Source organism: Couchioplanes caeruleus (assembly GCF_023499255.1).
Lineage (GTDB): Bacteria > Actinomycetota > Actinomycetes > Mycobacteriales > Micromonosporaceae > Actinoplanes > Actinoplanes caeruleus_A.
Window position 1 is genome coordinate 4721991 of record NZ_CP092183.1, and the last position, 22385, is coordinate 4744375.

Sequence of the window (22385 nt, forward strand, 5' to 3'; positions counted from 1 at the left end):
GGCTCAAGACCAGGTCACCGGCAGCTCCACCGGGCCGCGTACCACCGAGTCCTTCTTCCAGGCGATCTCCTCCAGCGGCACCGCGATCCGCAGCGTCGGCACCCGTCGCGCCAGCGCGCGCAGCACCGTGGTCAGTTCCATCCGGGCGATCTGCTGGCCGACGCAGGCGTGCGCACCGTGCCCGAAGCCGAGGTGCGCGCCCGGTCTGCGGGCCACGTCGAGCGTGCCGGCGTCCGGGTACAGAGCGGTGTCCCGGTTGCCCGACTGCACCGCCACCACCACGTAGTCGCCCGCCCGGATCGGCTGGCCGTGCAGCCGGGTGTCCTCGGTGGCCTGCCGCAGCAGCCCGATGCCGACCCCGAGGTAGCGCACGAGCTCCTCGGCGGCCGAGGGGGCGAGGTCCGGGCCGGCGCAGAGCTTCTCCCACTGCGCCGGCGTGTTCAGCAGGCACACCAGGCCGTACGTGATCATCGACGCGGTGGTGTCGAAGCCGGCGATCAGCAGCGCGGCGTTCATCTCGGTCAGCTCGGCGTCGGTCAGGGGCCGCTCGCTGTCCGCGCTGTGCTCGATCATCCGGCTGAGCACGTCGTCGCCGGGCCGGACCCGGCGGGTGGCCACCAGCCCGTACAGGTACGCGAACAGCGGCTCGAGGGCACGGCGCAGCTCGTCCGGTGAGGTGGAGGTGGTGAACAGCGCCGTCGCCGCGTCGTGCAGCAGGTGCCGATGCTCCGGCGGTACGCCGATCAGCTCGGCGATGACCGCGGTGGTGATCGCCGTGGAGAACCCGCTGTGCAGCGGATAGGGCTGCGATCCGGCGAGCATCCCGGTGACCGCGTCGTCGGTGATGTCCTGGACGAGCGGCTGCAGCTCGGCGAGCCGGCGGCCGTGCGACACCTGAGGCGCGAAGTTGCGCCGGATCCGGATGTGCTCCGGCCCGTCCAGCTGGCTGAACCCCTGGACCGGCGCGTCCGGGCCGCCGAACGCGGCGAGCACGTGGGCGGCCTGGCCGGGCCGGGCCGAGAAGCGGCGGCCGTCGCCGAGCACCTCGCGGACGCCCGCGTAGTCCGACACCAGCCAGGCGTCGAGGCCGGTGGGGCAGGCCACGCGGGCGATCCGCGGTGCGGCGCGGAGCTCGGCGTACTCGGGCGGAGGGTCGAACGGCCGCCGGTCTTCCTCGGGCAGCGGTAACGCAGGCAGTGACATCCCGGCACCTCCACATTGGGCGATCGGGTGAACACTCTACGCGACGTCGATCAAGGTCGATATGCCAACCGGCGGGCGGTCAGTGCTTGCCGTGGTGCAGCAGCGGCATGTGCAGCTCCCCGGGCTCGTCCGGGACGTCGCTGACGCCCAGGGCGACCGCCTGCTCGTGGCGCTTGTGCGCCGAGGGCAGCGCGAGGGCGGCCGCGACGGCCAGGACCGCGACGCCGGCGCACGCCCAGAAGCCGGTGGTGAAGGCGCTGTCCAGGGGCAGGCCCCGCGCGGTGGAGTGGGAGGTGATGATCGCCGCGATGACCGCGGTGCCGATGCTGCTCCCGATCGTCCGGGCGATGGTGTTGACGCTGGTCGCCTCGCCGGTCTGGGTCGCGGGAACGCTCTCGATGATGGCGTTGGACATGCCCGCGAACGCCAGGCCGATGCCGGCGCCGGTGAGCACGCCGAACGTGAGGACCTGCCAGACCTCGCCGTGGCCGACGGCCGGGAGCACGAACGCCACGACCACGAGCGCGGTGCCGAGGAAGAGCGGGAGCTTGGGGCCGTACCGGCGGTTGAGGATGCCGGCGATCGGGCCGAAGATCACCATCACGACGACGGTCGGCAGCAGGAACAGCCCGGACTGCGACACCGACTTGCCGAAGCCGTACCCGGTCGCGGCGGGCAGCTGGAGCAGCGTCGGCAACAGGACGAAGGTGCCGAACATCGCGAAGCCGAGGGTCAGCGCGACCAGATCGGTGGCCCACACGCCGCGCACCCTCATCAGCTTCATGTCGATGAGCGGCTCGCTGACGCGGAACTCGACGGCGACGAAGACGACCATCATGACGGCACCCAGGACCAGCAGGCCGATGGTCTTCGCGTCGCCCCAGCCCCACTTCTGTCCCTCACTGATGGCGAGCAGCAGGGCCACCAGCGACACCGACAGGATCCCCGCGCCGAGCACGTCGAGCCGGCCGGGGGTGCGCACCGGCGACTCCTTCATGCCGAAAACCGCGCCGAGCAGGGCGATCACGACGAGCACCAGCGGCAGCCAGAACAGCCAGTGCCAGGACAGATGCTCCACGATCGGGCCGGCGGCCACGATGCCGACGCCGGCGCCGATACCGAAGATCGCCGAGAGCATGCCGACCGTGACGGCGACCTTCTCCCGGGGCAGCTCATCGCGCACGATGCCGATCGACAGCGGCAGGATCGCGCCGGCGGCGCCCTGCAGCACCCGGCCGGCGATCAGCACGGTCAGGGTGGGCGCGACGGCGGAGAGCAGGGTACCGCCGGCCAGGACCGCCAGGACGCCGATCAGCACGCGGCGCTTGCCGATCATGTCGCCGAGCCGGCCCAGGATGGGCGTCAGGACCGAGGCGGACAACAGGTACGCGGTGATCACCCAGCTGGTGGCGCCGGTGGAGGCGCCGACGTCGCGGCCGATCGTCGACAGGGCGGGCGCCACCATCGACTGCAGCACGGCGAAGGCCAGGCCACCCAGCGACAGGTACAGCACGAGCAGGTTGCCGTGCCGGGCGAGCCCGCCGGGCGGGACGGAGCCGGCCGGGGCGGGCTGCTCGACGATCTGGGTCATGGGATTCCTCGGCTAGATGTAAACGCTTGCTTACTTATTATGATCCGCCGCCCGACCAAGTCAACGCATGTTTACGTCACACCGCGGCCCGCTAGGCTTCGTCCCGACGAGAGGACGCCCGTGGCACCAGGCCCAGATTCGACCGCCGCGACTGCCGCCGGCAGCCCCGCCCCCGCCGGCACCGCCGCCAGCTCCGCCCCCGCCGGCACCCCCGCCAGCTCCGCCCCCGCCGGCACCCCCGCCAGCTCTGCCCCCGCCGGCACCGCCGCCAGCGGCACCGCGGGCGGCAAGCCGGCACGCCGCCGCAACGCCGCCCAGACCCGCCAGGCGCTGCTCGAGGCGGCGAGCGCCCGCTTCGCCCGCGACGGGTACGGGCACACGACCGTGCGCGACATCGCCGACGAGGCGGGCGTGAACGTGGCCCTCATCAGCCGCTACTTCAGCTCCAAGGAGGGCCTGTTCGAGGCCTGCCTGACCGCCGCGGTCACCGACCTGCGCCGCGACGCGGACGACACCACCCTCGAGGCGATCGGACCCGCAATGGCCCACCGCATCGCCGGATCGAGCCCCGACAGCCCCCCGCCGGACGCCCTCCTGCTCCTGCTGCGCACCTCGGGCGACGCCCGCGCCGACGCCATCCGCCGCGACTTCATCCACGCAATCAGCGAACGCATGGCGGCCGCCGCGGCCGGAACCGCAACCCCCCGGCCCACACCGAACACGGGGGCCGCCGCCCCATCCGAGGGCCCGCCCCGAGCCGGGACCGCCGCCGCACCCGAGGCCAGGCCCGACGTCGCATCCGGGGCTGAAACCGACGCCGCACCCGAGGCCAGGCCCGACGGCCCGCCCGGAGCCGGGACCGCCACCGCTGGAGCCGGGACCGACGCTGCGCCCGGAGCCGGGACCGACGTCCCGGGTCGAGTGCTGCGAGCCCAGATCGTGCTGGCCGCCGCCCTCGGCATGACGCTGCTGCGCTCGACGGTGAGCGTGGAGCCACTGGCGACGGCCACCGAAGAAGATCTGCGCGAGCCCTTGTCGGACCTGGTCAACGCGCTCCTGGCCCCCGACCGACCGTAAACCGCCGAGTTACCGGAATTCAACACGCGCCGCCCTCGACCTGAAACATTGCGATTGCTACTCAGCTAAGATCTCGCGATGAATCAATGCACGCCCACGCCGACCACAGGTCCTTACGCTCTACCGAATATCGGCACCAATATGAACCCGCAGCAGTCAATGAGCCGCCCGTCATGACCACGCTATTCGTGCAGCTGACCGGAACCGGCAAGGACGTCATCCGCTGACGCACCGACCCTGCACACTTGGGCACCTACCTCTCCTCCAGGGACTCATGCAGTCCATCGCATCACAGGAATTCCTCGCACTGCGCATTGAACGTACCGATGGTGGGCACCCATTTCACTATGACGCTCGCCGCTTTTTCCGGGTGATCGTTCAGTGGACCCAAGCGGAACACTGCGGAACAATCCATATGTGCGGCAGCTTCAGTTGTTCTCGACGGCGGAATTGGCCGCCATGCGTGACCGGACCGCGTCCCGCACCTATTCTCAGGGGCGGGAGGAATTCCGCCGGGAGCACGCACGTCATCGGGCGTGGGGGTTGGCACGAAGGCACGCCGCGAAGTTGCGTCGCCTGCACAGCGACTGGGACGCGGCCCGGCGGATGGAAGAGCGCGCGGAGGGCTGGCCCGTCCAGCACACGCTGGCGCCCGACGCCGAGCCGACGGCTGGGTCTACGCACGGTTCGACAGCCACGGGCGGAACGGCCCGGCGGGATCGGCCATGCGTGCGTCCGGGCAGAGGGGCGGGTCACCGGCCAGCACCCGACGGCCTCAGCTCCCCCGGCACGACCGTTCGATCTGCGGCAGAGCGCACGATTGCGCCTGACTCCGGCGAGGAAGGTATCGTCCCGCCTCGCCACGGAGGCGACGACCTGCCGGCCGAGCAGCGCGCTTACCCGCCCCCCGCCACCGCTCCCGCCGACGGTGCAGCACAAGTCGACGTGCGGACGACCTCCCCCACCGGCCACCACGACGAGCCCGAGAAGGTCCGGAGGCAGCGCCGACACCACGTCGACGTACGCGCAACCTCCCCCACCGGCCACCACGACAAGCCCGAGAAGGTCCGGAGGCAGCGCCGACACCACGTCGACGTACGCGCAACCTCCCCCACCGGCCACCACGACAAGCCCGAGAAGGTCCGGAGGCAGCGCCGACACCACGTCGACGTACGAGCAACCACCCCAACCGGCCACCACGACAAGCCCGAGAAAACCCGGGGGCAGGGCCAACACCACGTCAGCCGCGATCGTCCGACCCGCGAAGCTCGCCGACCCGGCCGTGCCCGTTGCGCCTCTGTCGCGACGACGGCTGGCGAGCGGTCAGCCCAGGCCCTCCCGCACCGCGGCGAGGAACGCGTCGCGCAGGCCGTCGAGCTCCGGGTAGAACGCTTCCAGGTCCGGTACGCCGTCCCACACGGCCCGGTTGATGCTGAAGTAGTACGTTCGCGCGGCGGCGTGCACGTCCGCCGGGAACAGCACCTGCAGCATGCGTTCGGTGACCCAGAGCCGGTTCGTCACCGCCTGTGTCGCGTCGGACCATGCGTCGCCGGGCACCCAGTCGTCCGGGCGTTCGAAAGCGATGCGCTCCGCGTCGGCGGCCATGGCGATGAACCGCTCGAGGTGGGTGAGCCGCTCGGCGCGTCTGCTCTCGGCCCGGGCGGCGTCCTGCTTGCGCTGCTCGGTACGGGCGGTCATGCGCTGCGTGTTCGTCTGCACCAGATAGGACAGACCGCCGCCGAGGGCGACGCCGCCGAGGGACGTGACAGCGGTGACGATCTCCCCCGGCATCGCGCCACTCTAGCGTCAGGCACGCCGCGATGCCGCCCCAGCGGGAGGTGGGCGTGCATGCGGCGGGCAGGCAACCCACGGACGCGCGACCCACAGACCACCAACGGACGCGCGCGCGAGCCACGGGGCGACCAAGAACGCGCGACCCGCGGACCACCAACCGGCGGCCGGACGGCGGGCGGACGGACGGGCGGACGGACGGACGGGCGGGCGGGCATGATCATGGGATGAGGACGACGGTCGGCGGGGTGGACGAGGTTCTGCGGCAGGCGCGGGCCAAGATGCGGCGGCTCGATCCGTGCGAGACGTGGGCGGCGGTGGCCGACGGGGCGTTGCTCGTCGACACCCGGACCGATCGGCAGCGGGCGCGGCAGGGGGAGCTGCCGGGGGCGATCGTCATCGATCGGACGGTGCTCGAGTGGCGGCTCGATCCGGCGTCGGACAGCCGCATCCCGGAGGCGACCGGCTACGACCTGCTCGTCGTGGTCGTGTGCCGGCAGGGCTACAGCTCGAGCCTGGCGGCGGCGAGCCTGCGCGAGGTCGGCCTGCACCGGGCCACCGACCTGGTGGGCGGCGTCGAGGCGTGGCTCGCGGCCGGGTTGCCGGTCACCACCGGTCCGGCGGACGTGCGCGAGTGACTCCCGCCCGGCCCCGGGCCGTCAGCGCACGCTCACGCCTTCGATCAGGCAGCTGCCGTCGAACACGTTGACCCCGAACCGGCCCTCGGCGTACGCGTCGTCGGTGGCCCGGATGACCGCCGAGCCGTCGAGGGACACCTCGAACTGCGGGCCGGCCGCCACGACCCGCAGGTGGTACGTCCGTCCGGGCACGATGGCCGCGGGCTGCACGGCGATGTCGCGCCCCGGCCGCCACAGCTTGACGTACCCGTCGGTGTCGATGTTCGCGGTGTAGTGGGCGCTCGCGTCCGGGGTGCCGCGGAAGGTCAGGCCGGCGGCCCGGCCGGCGACCACCCGCAGGTCGGCCTCGTAGGTGAAGTCGCGGCCGGTGCGGTCGGAGAGGTAGAAGCCGTCCCCGGTGCTGCGCCCCGACGGTGCCGTCCACGCGCCTCCGGCCGGGCTCCACGTGCCGCCGACGTCCTGGCGCCAGGGCGCCGCGCCGATCCGGGCGTTCTGCAGCACGGCCGCGCCCCGGAACACGTTGAGCCCGAAGGCGCCGGAGGCGTACGCGTCGTCGGTGGCGTCGATCAGCGGCGTGCCGCTCTGGTCCAGGTACGCGCGGAACCGGTCGCCCCGGGTCACGACGCGCAGGTGGTGGAACCGGCCGCGGGTCACGGGTGCGGCCGCGGTGGCGATGTCGCGTCCGGGCCGCCACAGCTTCATCAGTCCCGCCCCGACGTCCACATTGAGCGTGTACGCGCCGCGGAAGGTGATGCCGGCCGCCATCGCGGTGTCGAGCCGCACGTCGGCGTCGTACGTGAAGTCGCTGCCGGTGGTGGCACCCAGGTAGAAGCCGTCGCCGGTGGCCTCGCCGCGCTTGCCGTCGGAGGTGTCGGTCCAGGTCCCGCCGGCGGCGTGCCACGGCCCGGCGACGTCGGAGCGCAGCGTCGGTTCGCCGGCGCCCCAGGCCGAGCGCAGCGGCGTGAGGCGCAGCGACACCAGGCGGACCGAGCCGCCCTCGGCGAAGGTGCGCACGCCGGTGGCGTCGAAGGCGGCGGTACGGGTGACCGACACGCGCCCCTCGTTGCCGAAGGTCTCCACCTGACCGCGGTCGACGAGCATGCGCACCCGGACCCGCCCGTCGTCCGGGGGCAGCACCGCGCCGTCGAGCGTGCCCGCGGCCCGGTCGTACGCGACCTCGCGGGTGGCGCTGCCGTCGGGGCGTACGCCGAGCCGGAACCCGAACCGGGCGGCCGTGGCGGTGCCCGTGTCGAACTCGGCGGTGAGCTCGTACGCGTCGGCCGCGGCCGTGCGCAGCGGATCGGCTGCCGGGTTCCCGGTCAGGGTGTGCCCGGTCCACTGTGTCCCGGCTGCGCGCAGGGTGTCGAGCTCGGCGATCGGCGTCCGGGTCACCCGCAGCCCGTCCGGGTACGTGCGCAGCCCCAGTTCCACCGGGAACGTGGCGCTGCCGGTCCAGACGCTGCCGTGGTTGCCCGGCATCCACGCCATCTGCACGGTCCGGCCGTCCGGCAGGTTGCTGTACGTCAGCCCGGCGTACCAGCTGCCGTCGAAGCGGGTGTCGCCCTCGTCCATGCGTTTCGGCGCCGGCGAGTCGGCCGTGAACGACGTGCCGTCGAAGGAGCCGACGACGTACTCGCCGCTCGCGTCGTTGAGGATCCACTTCGTCGCGCCGTCGCCGTCGGCGCGCAGCGGGAACATGTCGGGACACTCGAAGAGCCAGTCGGCCGCGTACCGGCTCCGGAACGTCCATGTGAGAAGGTCGGGCGAGGTGTAGAGGTGCGCCGCGTTGCCGCCCGCGCCGGACCACACCACCATCACCCAGCGGCGGGTCGGCTCGTGCCAGAACACCTTGGGGTCGCGGCTCTCGGCCGGCATGGTGATGACCTTGCGCCCGTGGTCGTACGGCTGGAACGTCTCCCCGCCGTCGTTGCTGTACGCGACGCTGACCCCGTCGGTGCCGGTGAACACGACGATCGGGGCCCGGTCGCCGGTCCGCAGCCCCGAGGTGTTCGCCGTGTCCACGACTCCCCCGCCGGAGAACAGGTCGCCGGGGTGCACGCCGGGCTCGAGGGCGACGGGCCGCTGCGTCCAGTGCACCAGGTCGGGGCTGGTCGCGTGTCCCCAGTGCATGGTGTCCCACTGCAGGCCGTGCGGGTTGTGCTGGAAGAACAGGTGGTAGACGCCGTCGGCGTAGAGCGGGGCGTTCACGTCGTTCATCCAGCCGCTCGCCGCGCTGAAGTGGAACTGGCCGCGGTACGGCTCCGCGTACGTGGTCGGCGCGTACGGGTATTCGGGGTAGTCGCCCGCGAGGCCGGCGACGGCCGGGCGGCCCGGCACGACGACGGCGATCGCGACGATCAGGACGAGGACGGACAGACCACGCAGACGCATCCCTCATATCACCATCGGTCGATGTCTTCGCACCACCCTTCGGGAACACCGGCCGGGTTCTGCGGCCCCTGTGGTCTGATGGGCCTGAGATGACCGGCGCGCGCATCCTCGTCGTCGACGACCAGCCGAACATCGTGGACATGCTGGCCACGGTGCTGACCTTTCACGGCTTCGCGGTGGACACCGCCGGCACCGCCGCGCAGGCCGTGGCGAAGGCCGCCGAGCGCCGGCCGGACGTGGTGCTGCTCGACGTGACGCTGCCCGACGGCAACGGCATGGACGTGTGCCGGCGGCTGCGCGAGGAGGGCTCCGGCGCCGACGTGGTGTTCCTGACCGCCCGGGACGCCCGGGCCGACCTGATCGCCGGGCTGGCGTACGGCGGCGACGACTGGATCACCAAGCCGTTCGACGTCGAGGTGCTGCTCGCGCGGGTGCGGGCGTTGCTGGGCCGGGCGGACCGGTCCGAGGCGCGGGTGCTGCGCTACGCCGACGTGGAGCTGGACCTCGATTCCGGACAGGCGCGCCGGGCCGGCGACCGGGTGCCGCTGTCGCCCACCGAGCTCGAGCTGCTGCGCTACTTCCTGTGCCACCCCGGCGTGGTGCTGCCGCGCGGGCAGATCCACGAGGCGGTGTGGGGCGCCGGCACCGCGACCCGGGTCCACGTCGTCGACACGTACGTGGGGATCCTGCGGCGCAAGCTGGAGCGGCTCGGGCCGCCGCTGCTGGTGGCCCACCGCGGGTTCGGGTACGCGCTGCGCGCCGTGCTGCGCTGAGGTCAGCGGCGGGCGCCGTGCTTGACCCGGTACATCGCCTCGTCCGCGGCGCGCAGCAGCGACTCCGGTTCGACCGCCGCGCCCGCCACCACGCCGACGCTGGCGCCGAGGCTCAGCGTGTGCCCGTGCACGTGCACCGGCAGGTCCAGGGCGGCGCGGAAGCGTCGTGCGGTCTCCTCGGCGGCCGGTGCCCCGGTGCCGGGCAGCAGCGCCGCGAACTCGTCGCCGCCGAGGCGGGCCGGCACGGCGTCCGGCGGCAGGGCCGCGCGCAGCCGCCGGGCGACCTCCACGAGCACCGCGTCGCCGACGTGGTGGCCGTACGTGTCGTTGACCGGCTTGAAGCCGTCGAGGTCGGCGTGCAGCAGCGCGACGCCGCGGCCGGCCTCCTCGGCGAGCCGGTCGCCGAAGAGCTTGCGGTTGGCCAGGCCGGTGAGCGGGTCGTGGGTGGCCTCGTGGCGCAGCCGGTCCTGCAGCTCGCGCGCCTCGGTGACGTCGCGGGCGTTGCTGACCACGGCGCCGACGCTCGGCTCGTGGGTCAGGTTGCGGCTCATCACCTCCAGCCAGCGCCAGGAGCCGTCGGCGTGCCGGTAGCGCGCCTGGTATGTGTACGTCGCGCCGGGGGTGGCCATCAGCTGCCGCAGCTCGGGCCAGAGCCCGGGCAGGTCGTCGTCGTGGATGAGCGTGACCACGCGGACGCCCAGCAGCTGGTCCGGCTCGTAGCCGAGCGCGCGGGTCGCCGGGGTCACGTAGGTCATCGCGCCGCCCGCGTCGATCAGCGAGGTGATGTCGGTCGAGTACTCCAGCAGCAGGCGGACCCGCTCCTCCTGCCGCGAGACGGTCAGCAGGCTGGCGTCGAGGCGGCTCACCAGCGTCTCGTTCTCGCCCGAGGCCAGCAGCTGGCGGGCGACCACGAGGGCCGTGCTCACGAACAGGCCGGCGAGGCTCAGCACGGCCGTCGTGCCGAGGCCGTGCGGCAGGGCGGCGGGCAGGACCAGGAAGACCACCGCGAGCATCGCGTACGGCAGCAGCCCGCGCGAGCGCTGCCGGCGGCACGGCCCGGCGGCGACGTGGCGGTCGAGGATCTCGTTGACCCGCGGCGCCACGGCGACCAGGGCGACGGAGGCCACCTGCACGGCGAGCTGGACCCGGGAGCCGGAGCCCATCGGCAGCAGCCCGCCGCTGAAGCACTGCAGGGCCATCGAGGCGAGGACGGGCACCGCCGCGCCGGGCCGCATCGGGCTCGAGCCGCAGGCGACGAGGCGGGCCACCGCGGCGGCGACGACCAGCGCCATCGCGCCCGCCGTCAGGGCGGCGAGCCGGGGCACGCCGTGCGCCAGCGCCCGGTCCGCCATGAACCAGATCACGACGACCGCGGCGACCACGATGGCCGCGCCGTCGAGCACGAAGGGCAGCTCGGCCGGGCGGCCGGCGGGCCGGCGGTACGTCACGGCGAGCACGAGCAGGACCACCACCCCGGCGGCGATGCAGGCGCGCTGGACGGCGCCGTCGGCCACCGTGGGCGCGCCGGAGCCGGTGACCGCGACGACGCCGCGGGCGATGTTGCCCACCAGGAGCAGCGCGCCCATCAGGGACGCGGCGTGCCAGAAGCGGCGCGCCACGACGCTCAGTCCGGGCGCCCGGGCGACGCGCAGGGCGGTCACGCTCAGCACCGCCGTCGCGAACACTCCGGCGCCGGCGCGGACCAGCAGGCCCGTGCGCAGGTCGCCGGGGCCGGCGAGCAGCCAGCAGATCGCCCCGGCGGCGACGCCGGCCACCACGAGGACCAGCGGGTCCAGCAGGACGGCACGGGCGAGCCGCGACGGGCGCGGGTCGTCGCGACGGCGGCCGTACGCACGCTGCACGGGACCTCCTCCGGGGCACGGCGCGGGACGGCCGATGGTCCCGCGCCTCTACTGAACCGCGTCCCGGTTGCCGCTGCGGTGCGCCCCGGATGCCATCGCGGTACCCCGCGGGGCGGGCGCCCCCGGCTGAAAAATCTTGCGGTTCCCGAAACGGTCGGGCATCGACGGATGCCGCTGGATAAGTGCCCGCGGTCAGCGCAAGAACACTTTAAGCTTTCTTAACCGTTTAAGGATGCCGCAGGTCCGGTGCCGAATCGTTACTTGGTTGATCAACCGGAAACATTGCGAAACCCGCCCACCCGCTCTTGACTGACAGCCGGGGGAACCGGAGACGGTGACGGTGTTGTCACGCCCCGGCGTGATGTGACATAGGGAGAGGTATGTTCGGTCATTCCAGGAGTCAGCGCCTGCGCGGTGCACTCGCCGGCACGCTGGGCGTGGGCCTCGTGTTCGGGATCGCTGCCTGCGGTGGCGGAAGTGACGACTCGAACGACGATTCCAAGACGGCCACGCAGTCCATCGACTGCGCGCAGTTCAGCTCGTACGGTGACCTGAAGGGCAAGACGGTCTCGGTGTACACCGGCATCGTCACGCCGGAGGACAAGGCGTACAAGGACTCGTACAAGCCTTTCGAGGACTGCACCGGCGTCAAGATCAACTACGAGGGCGACAAGTCCTTCGAGACCCAGATCCTGGTGCGCGCCAAGGCCGGCAACCCGCCGGACCTCGCGATCGTGCCGCAGCCCGGCCTGCTCAAGCAGCTCGTCGCCACCGGCAAGGCCGTCGAGGCGCCGGCCGAGGTGGCCGCGAACGTCGACAAGTTCTGGGGCAAGGACTGGAAGGGCTACGCCACCGTCAACGGCAAGTTCTACGGCGCGCCGTCCGGCGCCAGCGTGAAGTCGCTGGTGTGGTACTCGCCCGCCGAGTTCAAGGAGAAGGGCTACACGGTCCCGACCACCCTGGACGAGCTCAAGGCGCTGTCGGACAAGATGGTCGCGGACGGCAAGAAGCCGTGGTGCGCGGGCATCAGCAGCGGTGAGGCCACCGGCTGGCCGATCACCGACTGGATGGAGGACTTCATGCTCCGGCTCTACGGGCCGGAGACCTACGACAAGTGGGTGAACCACGAGATCCCGTTCAACGGCCCCGAGTCCACGGCGGCCCTGGACGCGGTCGGCGCGTACCTGAAGAACGACAAGTACGTCAACGGCGGCCTCGGCGACGTCAAGAGCATCGCCACCACCACGTTCCAGGACGCCGGCCTGCCCATCACCGAGGGCACCTGCTCGCTGCACCACCAGGCGAGCTTCTACGCGGCGAACTTCGACAAGGACACCAAGGTGGCCGAGGACGGCGACGTCTTCGCGTTCTACATGCCGGGCAAGGACGCCGGCAGCAAGCCGGTGCTCGGCGGCGGCGAGTTCAACCTCGCGTTCGCCGACCGTCCCGAGGTCAAGGCCTTCCAGACGTACCTGTCGACCGACACCTGGGCCAACATCAAGGCCAAGGCGTCGCAGGGCTGGGTCAGCGCCAACAAGGGCATCGACCCGAACAACCTGAGCAACCCGATCGACCGGCTGGCCGCGACGATCCTCAAGGACCCGAACACGGTGTTCCGGTTCGACGGCTCGGACCAGATGCCGGCCGCCGTCGGCTCGAACGCGTTCTGGAAGCAGGCGACGAGCTGGATCACCGGTCAGGACACCAAGACCACCGTCGACAACATCGAAAAGGCGTGGCCCGCCAAGTGAGCTAGGACCATCCGGGGCCGGTCACCGCAGGTGACCGGCCCCACCCCTCTCTTCAAGGAGGTACGGGTCACGTGTCGACCCCGGACACCAACGTCGGCAAGATCGTCCTCATGGTGGCGGCGATCCTGCTCTTCGCCGCGGTGGTGGGCGCGATCCTCTTCGCCGCCACCTTCTTCCGCGGGCGCAGGGCGGACCGCCTGACCGCCTACGCCTACCTCGCGCCGACACTCGTCATGCTGCTCGTCGGCCTGGTCTACCCCGGCGTACGCACCATCTACGAGTCGTTCTTCAATGCGGCCGGCAACGCGTTCATCGGCCTGGACAACTACAAGACGATCTTCACCGACGGCGACCAGCTGACCGTGCTGCGCAACACGGTGTTCTGGGTCGTCGTCACCCCGTTCGTCGCGACCGGCGTCGGTCTGCTCTACGCGATCCTCGTCGACAAGGCGCGGCTCGAGTCGTTCGCCAAGGCACTGATCTTCCTGCCCATGGCGATCTCGTTCGTGGGCGCGTCGATCATCTGGAAGTTCGTCTACGAGTACCGCCCCGACCAGGCCAACGTGAAGCAGATCGGCCTGCTCAACCAGGTGCTGGTCTGGCTCGGCGGCACCCCGCAGCAATGGCTGGTCACCTCGCCGCTGAACACGTTCCTGCTGATCGTGGTCATGATCTGGATCCAGGCCGGCTTCGCGATGACCGTGCTCTCGGCGGCCATCAAGGCGATCCCGGAGGACATCATCGAGGCGGCGCGCCTCGACGGCGTCGGCCCCTGGGGCATGTTCCGCTTCGTCACGCTGCCGGCGATCCGCCCGGCCGTGGTCGTGGTGCTGACCACCATCGGCATCGGCACGCTGAAGGTCTTCGACATCGTGCGCACGATGACCGGCGGCCAGTTCGACACCAGCGTCATCGCCAACGAGTTCTACAGCCAGAGCTTCCGCAGCGACAACCAGGGCCTCGGCTCCGCGCTGGCCGTGCTGCTGTTCCTGCTGGTCATCCCGATCGTCGTCTACAACATCCGGCAGATCCGCCGTTCGGAGGCGCTATGACCACCACGACTCCGCCGGCCACCGTGCCGGTGCTGGAGGCCGAGAAGCCGACGGCGGCCGCGGTCGCCAAGCGCAAGCTCACCTCGCCGTGGGCCTCGCTCGCCGCGATCGTCATCGCGGTGCTGTGGACGCTGCCGACGTTCGGGCTGCTGGTCTCGTCGTTCCGTCCGCAGCGGCAGATCAAGACGACGGGCTGGTGGACGTTCTTCTCCGACCCGCAGCTCACGATGGACAACTACCGCCAGGTGCTGGACGCCGAGAGCGGGGCCGGGCTGGGCTCGTACTTCGTCAACTCGCTGGTGATCACCATCCCCTCGGTGCTCATCCCGCTGTGCCTGGCGACGATCGCCGCGTACGCGTTCGCGTGGATCAAGTTCCCCGGCCGCAACATCCTGTTCCTGGCGATCTTCGCCCTGCAGATCGTGCCGCTGCAGGTCACGCTGATCCCGCTGCTCACCCTGTACGTGGACGCCGGCCTGGCGAACACGTTCTGGACGATCTGGCTGTCGCACTCGATCTTCGGCCTGCCGCTCGCGATCTACCTGCTGCACAACTTCATGCGGGAGATCCCGGCCGGCCTGCTCGAGGCGGCCCGGGTGGACGGCGCCGGACACGTGGCGATCTTCTTCCGGGTGCTGCTGCCGCTGATGCGCCCGGCGCTGGCCGCGTTCGGCATCTTCCAGTTCCTCTGGGTGTGGAACGACCTGCTCGTCGCGCTCACCTTCGCCGGCGGCGGCAACAAGGTCGCCCCGATCACCGTCGCCCTGGCCAACCTGAGCGGCACCCGGGGCACCGCCTGGCACCTGCTCTCGGCGGGCGCGTTCGTGTCGATCATCGTCCCCGTGACGGTGTTCGTGCTGGCGCAGCGCTACTTCGTCCGCGGCCTGCTCGCGGGCAGCGTCAAGGGCTGACGACCCGCCGTACGGGCCCGTGCCCGCTGCCTGTCGCAGGCGGCGGTCGCGGGCCCGAGGCGTGTCCGGGCCGTCCGGCCCTACGAGGCGGGCCGCCGGCGGTGCTAGGACGGTGGGGACGTCAGGAGGACCCCATGGTGACCATCGCGCAGGCCGGCGCCCCGGAGGCGGACCGGCTGTCCCGTACCGGCGTGGTGCTGGTCCGCAACGGCGACCGGACGGTCGGTGCGTACGTCACCGGCCCCGGCGGGGTGCGCTACCGGCCGGTCGTCGACGTGACCGCGCTCGGGGTGGCCACGCTGGCGACCGTCGCGCTGACCGCCGCGGCGCTCGGCGCGGGCGTGGCGCTGCGGCGGCGCCCCGCGATCGGTTCGGTGAGCATGGGCCCGGGCGGCTGGGTGAGCCTGCGCGGCACCGGCACCGGCGCCCCGCCGCCGCTGCGGCCGGCCGCGCCACGCCCGTGGTGGGCCCGCATCCTGCGGGCGAACCGCCTGGTGGTGCAGCGCTGACACGGCGAAAGGGGGACGCCGTCCGGCGTCCCCCTTTCCACTCGTGCGGCGCCGGTCAGGCGGTCGGCTCGGCGCTCGGCTCCACGGTGGGGTCGTCCGACGGGTCCTCGGTCGGCTCGGTGGTGGGGTCGTCGCTGGGCTCGGTGGTCGGCTCGACGGTCGGGGTGGGCGTGACCGACGGGCTGGGTGCCGGCTTCGCGGCCCTGCCCGAGACGCGGACCACGTCGGCGGTGTAGACGTCGCCGGTGCGCCGCCCGACGACCTCGATGCGCTGACCGGCGGCGACCCCGGAGAGGGTGACCTTCTTGCCGTTGACCCGCAGCGAGGCCTTGGCCGGGACGACGACGGTGACCGTACGCTTGCGCACGTCCTTGGTGCCGCCCTTCGCCAGCAGGGTGACGGTGCCGGCCTCGGCGTCGACGGCGGTGACGGTGCCGGAGGCGGTGAAGCGGACCGGCTTGGGGGTCTTGGCGGTCTTGCTGGGCTTCGGGGTCGCCTTGTGCGCGCTCGCGGCGGCGCCGGGCGCCTTGGCGGCGGGCTGGGCGGCCATCGCGGCGGCCGAGACCGCGGGAACGACGATGCCGGCGGCCAGCAGGGCGGCGACGGCGGTACGACGGATACGCATCCGATGAACTCCTTGGTCCGGGGGGAACATCTCGATGCTTCGGCCGGACGGTTGCCGTACGGTTGCCGGCGCCCTGTTTCCCGGTTGCGGCCCCTGACCGGTCCGGATCACCGCCGGATGGCAGGCTTGCGGGGACACCGCCGGACGAGAGGACGACGTCGATGCGCTACGTGGCGATCGGGGACAGCTTCACCGAGGGGCTCGGTGACGAGCTGCCGGACGGCACGCCGCGCGGCTGGGCCGACCGGGTCGCCGCCGGCCTGGCCGCGGCCGGCGACGAGCCCGTCGAGTACGCCAACCTCGCCATCCGCGGGCGGCTGCTCGAGCCGATCGTCACCGAGCAGCTGGAGGCCGCCCTGGCCCTGACCCCGGCACCCACGCTGATCACCCTCAACGGCGGCGGCAACGACATGATGCGCCCCGGCGTGGACCTGGACCGGCTCGTCCGGCTCACCGAGCGGGCCGTGCGGCGCTGCGCCGACGCGGGCGTCCAGCTGGTCCTGCTCAGCGGCGCCGACCCGTCGCAGCACCTGCCCCTCGGCGCGATGATGCGCCGCCGCGGCGACGTGCTCACCACCGCCGTCGCCGACCTGGCCGCCCGGCACGGGCTCGTCTTCGCCGACGTCTTCCACGACGCCGAGATCCGCCGGGCGCCGTACTGGTCGGCGGACCGCCTGCACCTCAACGCGGCGGGCCACCAGCGCGCCGCCGGCGTGGTCCTGACCGCGATGGGCCACCCCACGGCCGCGCACGTGGTGGACCCGGGCCCGGCCGCCGGCCGGCGCCTGGCCGCGGAGGTCCGCTACTACCGCGAGCACGTGCTGCCCTGGATCAGCCGGCGGGTGCGCGGCCGCTCCTCCGGCGACAGCCGCACCGCGAAGCTCCCGCAGTGGACGCCGGTCACCGCCTCCTTGTGACCCGCGTGCGTGAACCGGCCGCCCCGGGGTAGTCGCTGCTCGAACACCACCCAGCGATGGAGGAAGCCATGTCCGACGTGTCCGGAGAGAACCGCGAAGAGCTCGAGACGATCGCCAAGGAGCGGATGGCCGAGCTGCCCGGCGAGACGGCCCTGGGTAACCGGGACCCGCAGGCCGGCGGCGAGGGCGACCCGAAGGACTTCGAGGGCAACAGCGAGGTCCCGCTGCCGGAGTGAGCGACCGTCCGGGTCGTCAGGTCAGGCGGGTGGCCACGGCGAGGAACGCCTCGGCGTCCTCCCGCCGGCCGACCCGGAGGATGAACAGGCCGGTGGAGACCAGCTCCATCACCGCCCACTGCCGGACGGCGTCCGGGTCGTTCCCGGTCAGCAGCCCGGCACGCCGGCAGCCGCGGTCCACCCGCTCCCTCACGCGCGCCGGGTCACCGGCCGCCAGCCCGGCGATCCGGCCCTGCGCGCCCCGCGCCTGGATGACGCCCAGGTCGTGCGCGGGCTCCGAGATGAGCCCCTCCGGGTCGACGAGCCGGAAGCCCGGCTGCGCACCGCCGCGCGCCTCCAGGGCGTTGAAGGCGTGCACGTCCCCGTGCACCAGCACCGCGCGGGACGCGTCGGCCGCGCCCTCCCGCGCGGCGGCGCAGCTCACCGCCAGCTCCACGGTCGCCTCCGGGCACGGCCGGCCCAGCGCTTCCCAGGCCGCCGGGATGTAGCCGGCATGCCACCGCGCCGCCTGCGCCCCGGTGGGAAGCCGCCCGTCGGCTGTCACCTTCCGCCACCCCCGTGCGGCGGTGCGAGTGAGCGCCTCCAGCTGGCGGCCGGCGGACCAGCCCAGATCGGCCATCGGCCGCCCGAGCCGCTCCAGCAGCAGGGCCCGGCGAGGCCCGTCGTGACGGATCAGCCGGGCGTACGGGTCACCGCCCGCCAGCCGCAGCGCCGTCAGCTCCCGCCGGGCCGGGCTGACCTAGTCGATGCCCGGCGGGATCGAGACCTTGAGCACGACCGGGGCGCCGTCCCGCGTCACCGCCTCGGCCACGTACGCGGCCCGGCCGCCGTCCAGCCGGGCGCCGACGGTGAGCGACCAGTCCGCCGCCAGGCTCGCGAGCAGCCCGGGAAGCTCGGCCAGCCACCGCGCGCCGGTCTCCCCCAGTGCCCGCAGCGAAAGTGCGACCGGCTCGGACACGACGACGGCGGGCCGGGGCCCGGAAGGTTCCCCGTTCAGCACGTCTCCCCGAGTCCCGAGGTCACCTCGACGGCGTAGGCGTCCTCCGCCGGCCCGAAGGTCAGGCCGATCCGCGTCTCGCTTCCGTCGACGTCTTTGACCAGGCACGCGATCCCGCGCTGGAACGCCAGCGAGGGTGCCACGTCCGGCGGGATGTCGGTGGAGGCGTTGCGCCAGCCGTCGGCGGTCATCGCCTCCCAGTAAAAGGAGCGGATCGCCGGCTCGTCGACGGCGCTGCGGTAGCGCCGGCCGGCATACGGGCGGATCCGGTCGCCGGAGTCGTCCGTGCCGCAACCCGCGTACGCGGCCGCCGGCTGCGCCCCGGCCGGGTGCTGCTCCAGGATCGCCAGCCGTTCCAGCGTCGCCACCTGCGCCTTCTCCGTCGCGGTGCAGTCGCGACGCCCGGGCAGGTCGTCCGCGCAGCCGGCACCCGGCAGCGCCGCCGCCGCGACGGACATCGCGGTGGCGGCGAGCCGCCCGGGCGTCCGTGGCGTCACGGCTGCTCGCAGGGCAGGTGGACGGTCACGATCGTGCCGCGCGGGTCGCGGCCGGCGGCCGAGGCCGTGCCGCCGTGCTGGGCCGCCGTCTGCGCGACGATCGCGAGGCCCAGCCCCGATCCCGGCATCGCGCGGGCCGCCGCGGCGCGGTAGAAGCGGTCGAAGACGTACGGCAGGTCCGCCTCGGCGATGCCCGGCCCGTCGTCCGCCACGCTCAGGCTGCATCCGCCCGCACCCTCGCGGCTCAGCGTCGTGTGCACGGTCGCGCCCGGCGGGCTCCACTTGGCGGCGTTGTCGAGCACGTTGACCACCATGCGTTCCAGCTCGCCCGGGCGGCCGGTGACGGTGACCGGCGCGAGGCCGGTGGTGAAGGTGAGGCCGGGCGCCCGGATCCGTACCCGGTTGACCGCGGCGGTGACCACGTCGGCCAGCGCGACGGGTTCGGCGGCCTCCCGGGTGGTCTCCTCGCGGGCCAGCTCCACCAGCTCGGTGGTGAGCGTGGCGAGCTCGCCGACCTGCGCCTCGAGGTCGCCCAGCAGCTTGGCGCGGTCCTCCGGTGGAAGCCGGTGCGCCAGCTCGGGCTGCCGTTCGACGGCCAGCAGCAGTTCCACGTTGGTACGGATGCTGGTCAGCGGAGTCCGCAGCTCGTGACCGGCGTCCTCGACGAGCGTGCGCTGCGCGCGGCGGGCGGTGTCGATGGCGGCCAGCATGGTGTTCACCGAGCGGCCGAGCCGGGCGATCTCGTCGGCCCCGCTGACGGCGATGGGCCGGCCGAGGTCCATGGTGACGGCCACGCCCTCGACCGCCTCGGTGAGCCGTTCCACCGGGCGCAGGCCCGCGCGGGCCACCGTACGGCCGAGCAGGGCCGCGGCGCCGACGCCGACCGCGCAGCCGGCCGCGAGCAGCAGGCCGAAGGCGGCCAGGGTGTCGCGGGCGGGGTCCTGGCTGACGGCCACCTGCACCGCGCCGCCCCCGCGCACCGGCACGGTGAGCATCAGGTACGTGTCGCCGCCGATCGTCACCCGCTCCTGGACCTGCTGCTGCCGCCCCGCCGCGACCTGCCGGGCCGCCGCCGTCACGGGCAGCGGCGTGCCCGGATCGGTGACCACGGTGGCGCCCGCGTCGAGGATCTGCCAGCCCGGTCCCAGCTGGCGCGGGTGCCGGCCGGGGCCGGGACGGGGCACGGGTCCGGGCCGGCCCGCCCGCCACTGGTCCGGTTGCGCGGCGATGGCCTGCGCGTCCGCGCGCAGCTGCGACTCGATGCGGTGCCGCTGGATCTCGGCGACCGCCACCCAGGCCATGCCGGCGAAGAGGATCACGGCCACCGCGACGGCGCCGGTGACCAGCAGCGACAGCCGGGTGTGCAGCGTACGGCGGCCCCACCAGCTCACAGCGGCTCCTCGCGCAGCACGAACCCGACGCCGCGTACGGTGTGCAGCAGCCGCGTCCCGCCCTCCGCCTCGAGCTTGCGCCGCAGGTAGCCGAGGTAGACGTGGATGCTGTTCGAGGTCTCCCCGAAGTCGTGGCCCCACACCTGCTCGAACAGCGCCGAACGGGTCAGCACCTGCCGCGGGTGCCGCAGGAACGCCTCCAGGATGGCGAACTCCGTCCGGGTCAGCCGCAGCGGCCGGTCGCCGCGCCACACCTCGCGCGTACCCGGGTCGAGGCGTACGTCGGCGAAGGCCAGCCACCGCCCCGGCCGCTCGCCGGGCGTGGCGCCGGCCGGGCCGCCCAGTGCCGACCGGCGCAGCAGCGCACGCAACCGGGCCAGCAGCTCCTGCAGGGCGAAGGGTTTGACCAGGTAGTCGTCCGCGCCCGCGTCGAGGCCAGCCACCCGGTCGCCGACGCTGTCGCGGGCGGTGAGCATGAGCACCGGTACGAGCACCCCGCCGGAGCGCAGCTGCCGGCACGTCTCCAGCCCGTCCAGGACCGGCATGCTGACGTCCAGGACCACCGCGTCGGGCTCGTCCGCCCGTACCTCGTCGAGCGCCTCCCGGCCGTCGCGGGCGGTGCCGATCCGGTAGCCCTCGAACCGCAGCGTACGGGCGAGCGAGTCGCGGACGGCCGCGTCGTCGTCCACCACCAGGATCCGCATCTCCGCCTCCCGCCGCCCTGTCACAGGTGCGCGGCGTCGAGCGCCGCCTGCAGCGACTCGACGTAACCGTCGCTGGTGACGGTCGCGCCCGAGACGGCGTCGATGGCGGCGCCCTGCGCGGCGAGGGTCTCCTGGCGCAGCACCGGCAGAGCGTACGCGTTGATCTCCTGGTCCCGGTGGTTGCCGTTCGGGTAGACCGGTACGGCCACATCGGTGATCCTTCCGCCGGACACGGTGATGCCGACCTGGACCGGACCCCAGCGCGTCTGGGCGACCGACCCGGTGTAGGTCCTGGCGGCAGCCGACGACGGGGACGAGGCCCGCGACGAGGACGACGGGGACGGGGCCGGCGACGACGAGGGAGCGGACGGCGAGGGTGACGGCGACGAGGCCGCGGGTGGCTCCGTCGCGGCGGTCAGCGGGGCCTCGGCCACCGCGGTCGCCGCAGCCGTGCCGTCCGTGCTGGTGCGGTAGCTGAACAGCAGCACCAGGGCCGCGACCGTGGAGAACAACCACAGGGTGATCCGTCGCATGAGCCCATCGTCGGGCCGGTTCCTGTGAGCCTGATGTCCGTCCGCTAAGCGTTCACTAAGAACTCAGGACGGCACGCCGAGGGCCTCCATGGAGCGCAGCGCGTCGATGACGCTGGCGATGTGGGCGCGCATCGCCGCCTCGGCGGCCTCGGGGTCGCGGGCGCGGACCGCCGCGATGATGCGCTCGTGCTGCGGCAGCGACACCTGTGGGCGCCCCGGCAGCAGCGACAGCATGAACTGGTGCCGCACGAGCTGCCCGCGCAGGGTCTCGATGATGCCGTCGGCGGTGCCGTGCCCGGCGATGGCCCGGACGAGGGCGTGCAGCCGCTGGTTGAGGTCGCTGTAGGCGCGGAACTCACCGGCGCCGACCGCGCGGCGCATCAGCGCGCCGATCTCCGCCAGCTCGCCGGCCTGCTCGTCGGTGACCCGTTCGGCGGCGCGGGCGGCCACGAGCCCCTCCAGCACCATCCGGACCTCGGTGATCTCCACGGCCTCGTCCAGCGACACCTTGCGCACCTGCGCGCCGCGGTTGCGCTGCACCTCGACCAGGCCTTCGGCGGCCAGGTCCTGCAGTGCCGCCCGTACGGTGAACCGGCTGGCCCCGAACCGCTCGCACAGCTGCAGCTCGACGAGGCGCTCACCGGGCAGGTACTCGCCGCGCAGGATCGCCTCGCGCAGGGCGTCGCGGGTCCGTGCGGCCGTCGCGCCGCCACCGGCGCGGCTGCGGCCCGCTCCGCCCGGCCGGGCGGCCTCGGGGTCCTGCTCAGGCGGCATGCGTACGCGGTCCTGTGTGGTAGGCGAAGCGGTGCCGGAAGGATACCGTGCGGGGCTCCCCCGGGCCCCACCGGCGTGCGCCGAGCGCCCGGACACTCACTGACGGTGAGGCCGAATCCGCTCGGACGTATGAACCGGGCGGAATGCGGGCACCTGGGTGGC

At 73.1% G+C, this 22385-nt stretch carries 22 protein-coding genes; 9 read left to right on the forward strand and 13 right to left on the reverse strand.

All coding sequences use genetic code 11. The annotated features are described in order from the left end of the window. Positions 1-3: 3 nt before the first annotated feature. Both COUCH_RS21855 and COUCH_RS21860 read right to left on the reverse strand, forming a co-directional pair. Complete coding sequence (locus COUCH_RS21855) at positions 4-1203, reverse strand: cytochrome P450 (RefSeq protein ID WP_249607037.1); 1200 nt, start codon at positions 1201-1203, stop codon at positions 4-6. A gap of 79 nt (positions 1204-1282) precedes the next feature. Beyond that, entirely contained in the window at positions 1283-2794 is a 1512-nt protein-coding gene (locus COUCH_RS21860; RefSeq protein WP_249607038.1) for an MFS transporter, read from the reverse strand. Positions 2795-2914: 120 nt separating this feature from the next. Here COUCH_RS21860 and COUCH_RS38925 point away from each other — a divergent pair, with 120 nt between their 5' ends. Further along, the gene (locus COUCH_RS38925; protein ID WP_275979960.1) at positions 2915-3871 is read left to right on the forward strand and encodes a TetR/AcrR family transcriptional regulator; all 957 of its coding nucleotides are present in this window, start codon (positions 2915-2917) and stop codon (positions 3869-3871) included. 1323 nt (positions 3872-5194) lie between these two features. Here the strand turns inward: COUCH_RS38925 and COUCH_RS21870 are convergent. Then, entirely contained in the window at positions 5195-5662 is a 468-nt protein-coding gene (locus tag COUCH_RS21870) for a hypothetical protein (protein WP_249607039.1), read from the reverse strand. Positions 5663-5889: 227 nt separating this feature from the next. Here COUCH_RS21870 and COUCH_RS21875 point away from each other — a divergent pair, with 227 nt between their 5' ends. Beyond that, the gene (locus COUCH_RS21875) at positions 5890-6300 is read left to right on the forward strand and encodes a rhodanese-like domain-containing protein (RefSeq protein ID WP_249607040.1); all 411 of its coding nucleotides are present in this window, start codon (positions 5890-5892) and stop codon (positions 6298-6300) included. Between the two features lie 21 nt (positions 6301-6321). Here COUCH_RS21875 and COUCH_RS21880 read toward each other — a convergent pair whose 3' ends face one another. Then, on the reverse strand, positions 6322-8691 hold the full coding sequence (locus tag COUCH_RS21880) for a GH32 C-terminal domain-containing protein (protein WP_249607041.1): 2370 nt from the start codon (positions 8689-8691) through the stop codon (positions 6322-6324). Between the two features lie 89 nt (positions 8692-8780). On the opposite strand from COUCH_RS21880, the gene COUCH_RS21885 reads away from it, so the two are divergent. Beyond that, positions 8781-9464 (forward strand): response regulator transcription factor, encoded by a 684-nt coding sequence (locus tag COUCH_RS21885; protein ID WP_249607042.1) that lies wholly within the window; start codon positions 8781-8783, stop codon positions 9462-9464. A 2-nt stretch (positions 9465-9466) separates the two neighbouring features. Here the strand turns inward: COUCH_RS21885 and COUCH_RS21890 are convergent, their stop codons facing one another. Next, positions 9467-11326 (reverse strand): sensor domain-containing diguanylate cyclase, encoded by a 1860-nt coding sequence (locus tag COUCH_RS21890; RefSeq protein WP_249607043.1) that lies wholly within the window; start codon positions 11324-11326, stop codon positions 9467-9469. 380 nt (positions 11327-11706) lie between these two features. Between COUCH_RS21890 and COUCH_RS21895 the strand changes: the two genes are divergently transcribed. The 4 genes from COUCH_RS21895 (at position 11707) to COUCH_RS21910 (ending at position 15549) form a co-directional block, all read left to right on the forward strand. Continuing rightward, the gene (locus tag COUCH_RS21895) at positions 11707-13077 is read left to right on the forward strand and encodes an ABC transporter substrate-binding protein (RefSeq protein WP_249607044.1); all 1371 of its coding nucleotides are present in this window, start codon (positions 11707-11709) and stop codon (positions 13075-13077) included. A 110-nt stretch (positions 13078-13187) separates the two neighbouring features. Continuing rightward, positions 13188-14129, forward strand: a complete 942-nt coding sequence (locus tag COUCH_RS21900) for a carbohydrate ABC transporter permease (RefSeq protein WP_249613782.1) — start codon at positions 13188-13190, stop codon at positions 14127-14129. Further along, complete coding sequence (locus COUCH_RS21905) at positions 14126-15040, forward strand: carbohydrate ABC transporter permease (protein WP_249607045.1); 915 nt, start codon at positions 14126-14128, stop codon at positions 15038-15040. Before COUCH_RS21900 ends, COUCH_RS21905 begins: the two co-directional genes overlap by 4 nt. Before the next feature lie 134 nt (positions 15041-15174). Further along, positions 15175-15549, forward strand: coding sequence for a hypothetical protein (locus tag COUCH_RS21910; RefSeq protein ID WP_249607046.1), 375 nt, complete (start codon positions 15175-15177; stop codon positions 15547-15549). 55 nt (positions 15550-15604) lie between these two features. Here the strand turns inward: COUCH_RS21910 and COUCH_RS21915 are convergent, their stop codons facing one another. Continuing rightward, a complete protein-coding gene (locus tag COUCH_RS21915; protein WP_249607047.1) occupies positions 15605-16174 on the reverse strand; it encodes a hypothetical protein in 570 nt (189 codons plus the stop codon). A 161-nt stretch (positions 16175-16335) separates the two neighbouring features. On the opposite strand from COUCH_RS21915, the gene COUCH_RS21920 reads away from it, so the two are divergent. Both COUCH_RS21920 and COUCH_RS21925 read left to right on the forward strand, forming a co-directional pair. Continuing rightward, positions 16336-17091, forward strand: coding sequence for an SGNH/GDSL hydrolase family protein (locus tag COUCH_RS21920; RefSeq protein WP_249607048.1), 756 nt, complete (start codon positions 16336-16338; stop codon positions 17089-17091). Positions 17092-17159: 68 nt separating this feature from the next. Further along, positions 17160-17327: a hypothetical protein gene (locus COUCH_RS21925; protein WP_249607049.1), complete on the forward strand. Its 168-nt coding sequence runs from the start codon at positions 17160-17162 to the stop codon at positions 17325-17327. Between the two features lie 16 nt (positions 17328-17343). On the opposite strand, the gene COUCH_RS21930 is transcribed toward COUCH_RS21925, so the two are convergent. From COUCH_RS21930 to COUCH_RS21960, 7 genes are all read right to left on the reverse strand, one after another. After that, positions 17344-18045: an aminoglycoside/hydroxyurea antibiotic resistance kinase gene (locus COUCH_RS21930; protein WP_346016010.1), complete on the reverse strand. Its 702-nt coding sequence runs from the start codon at positions 18043-18045 to the stop codon at positions 17344-17346. Positions 18046-18066: 21 nt separating this feature from the next. Beyond that, positions 18067-18285 (reverse strand): hypothetical protein, encoded by a 219-nt coding sequence (locus COUCH_RS21935; RefSeq protein WP_249607050.1) that lies wholly within the window; start codon positions 18283-18285, stop codon positions 18067-18069. Positions 18286-18320: 35 nt separating this feature from the next. Then, positions 18321-18821 carry a hypothetical protein gene (locus COUCH_RS21940; protein ID WP_249607051.1) on the reverse strand — a complete coding sequence of 167 codons (501 nt, stop codon included), beginning with the start codon at positions 18819-18821 and terminating at the stop codon, positions 18321-18323. Continuing rightward, positions 18818-20212: a HAMP domain-containing sensor histidine kinase gene (locus tag COUCH_RS21945; RefSeq protein WP_249607052.1), complete on the reverse strand. Its 1395-nt coding sequence runs from the start codon at positions 20210-20212 to the stop codon at positions 18818-18820. The genes COUCH_RS21940 and COUCH_RS21945 overlap by 4 nt, the downstream gene beginning before the upstream one ends. Continuing rightward, positions 20209-20916, reverse strand: coding sequence for a response regulator transcription factor (locus COUCH_RS21950; protein WP_249607053.1), 708 nt, complete (start codon positions 20914-20916; stop codon positions 20209-20211). The genes COUCH_RS21945 and COUCH_RS21950 overlap by 4 nt, the downstream gene beginning before the upstream one ends. A gap of 20 nt (positions 20917-20936) precedes the next feature. Next, positions 20937-21449 carry an FMN-binding protein gene (locus tag COUCH_RS21955; RefSeq protein ID WP_249607054.1) on the reverse strand — a complete coding sequence of 171 codons (513 nt, stop codon included), beginning with the start codon at positions 21447-21449 and terminating at the stop codon, positions 20937-20939. 63 nt (positions 21450-21512) lie between these two features. Then, positions 21513-22223 (reverse strand): GntR family transcriptional regulator, encoded by a 711-nt coding sequence (locus tag COUCH_RS21960; protein ID WP_249607055.1) that lies wholly within the window; start codon positions 22221-22223, stop codon positions 21513-21515. Positions 22224-22385 lie beyond the last annotated feature (162 nt).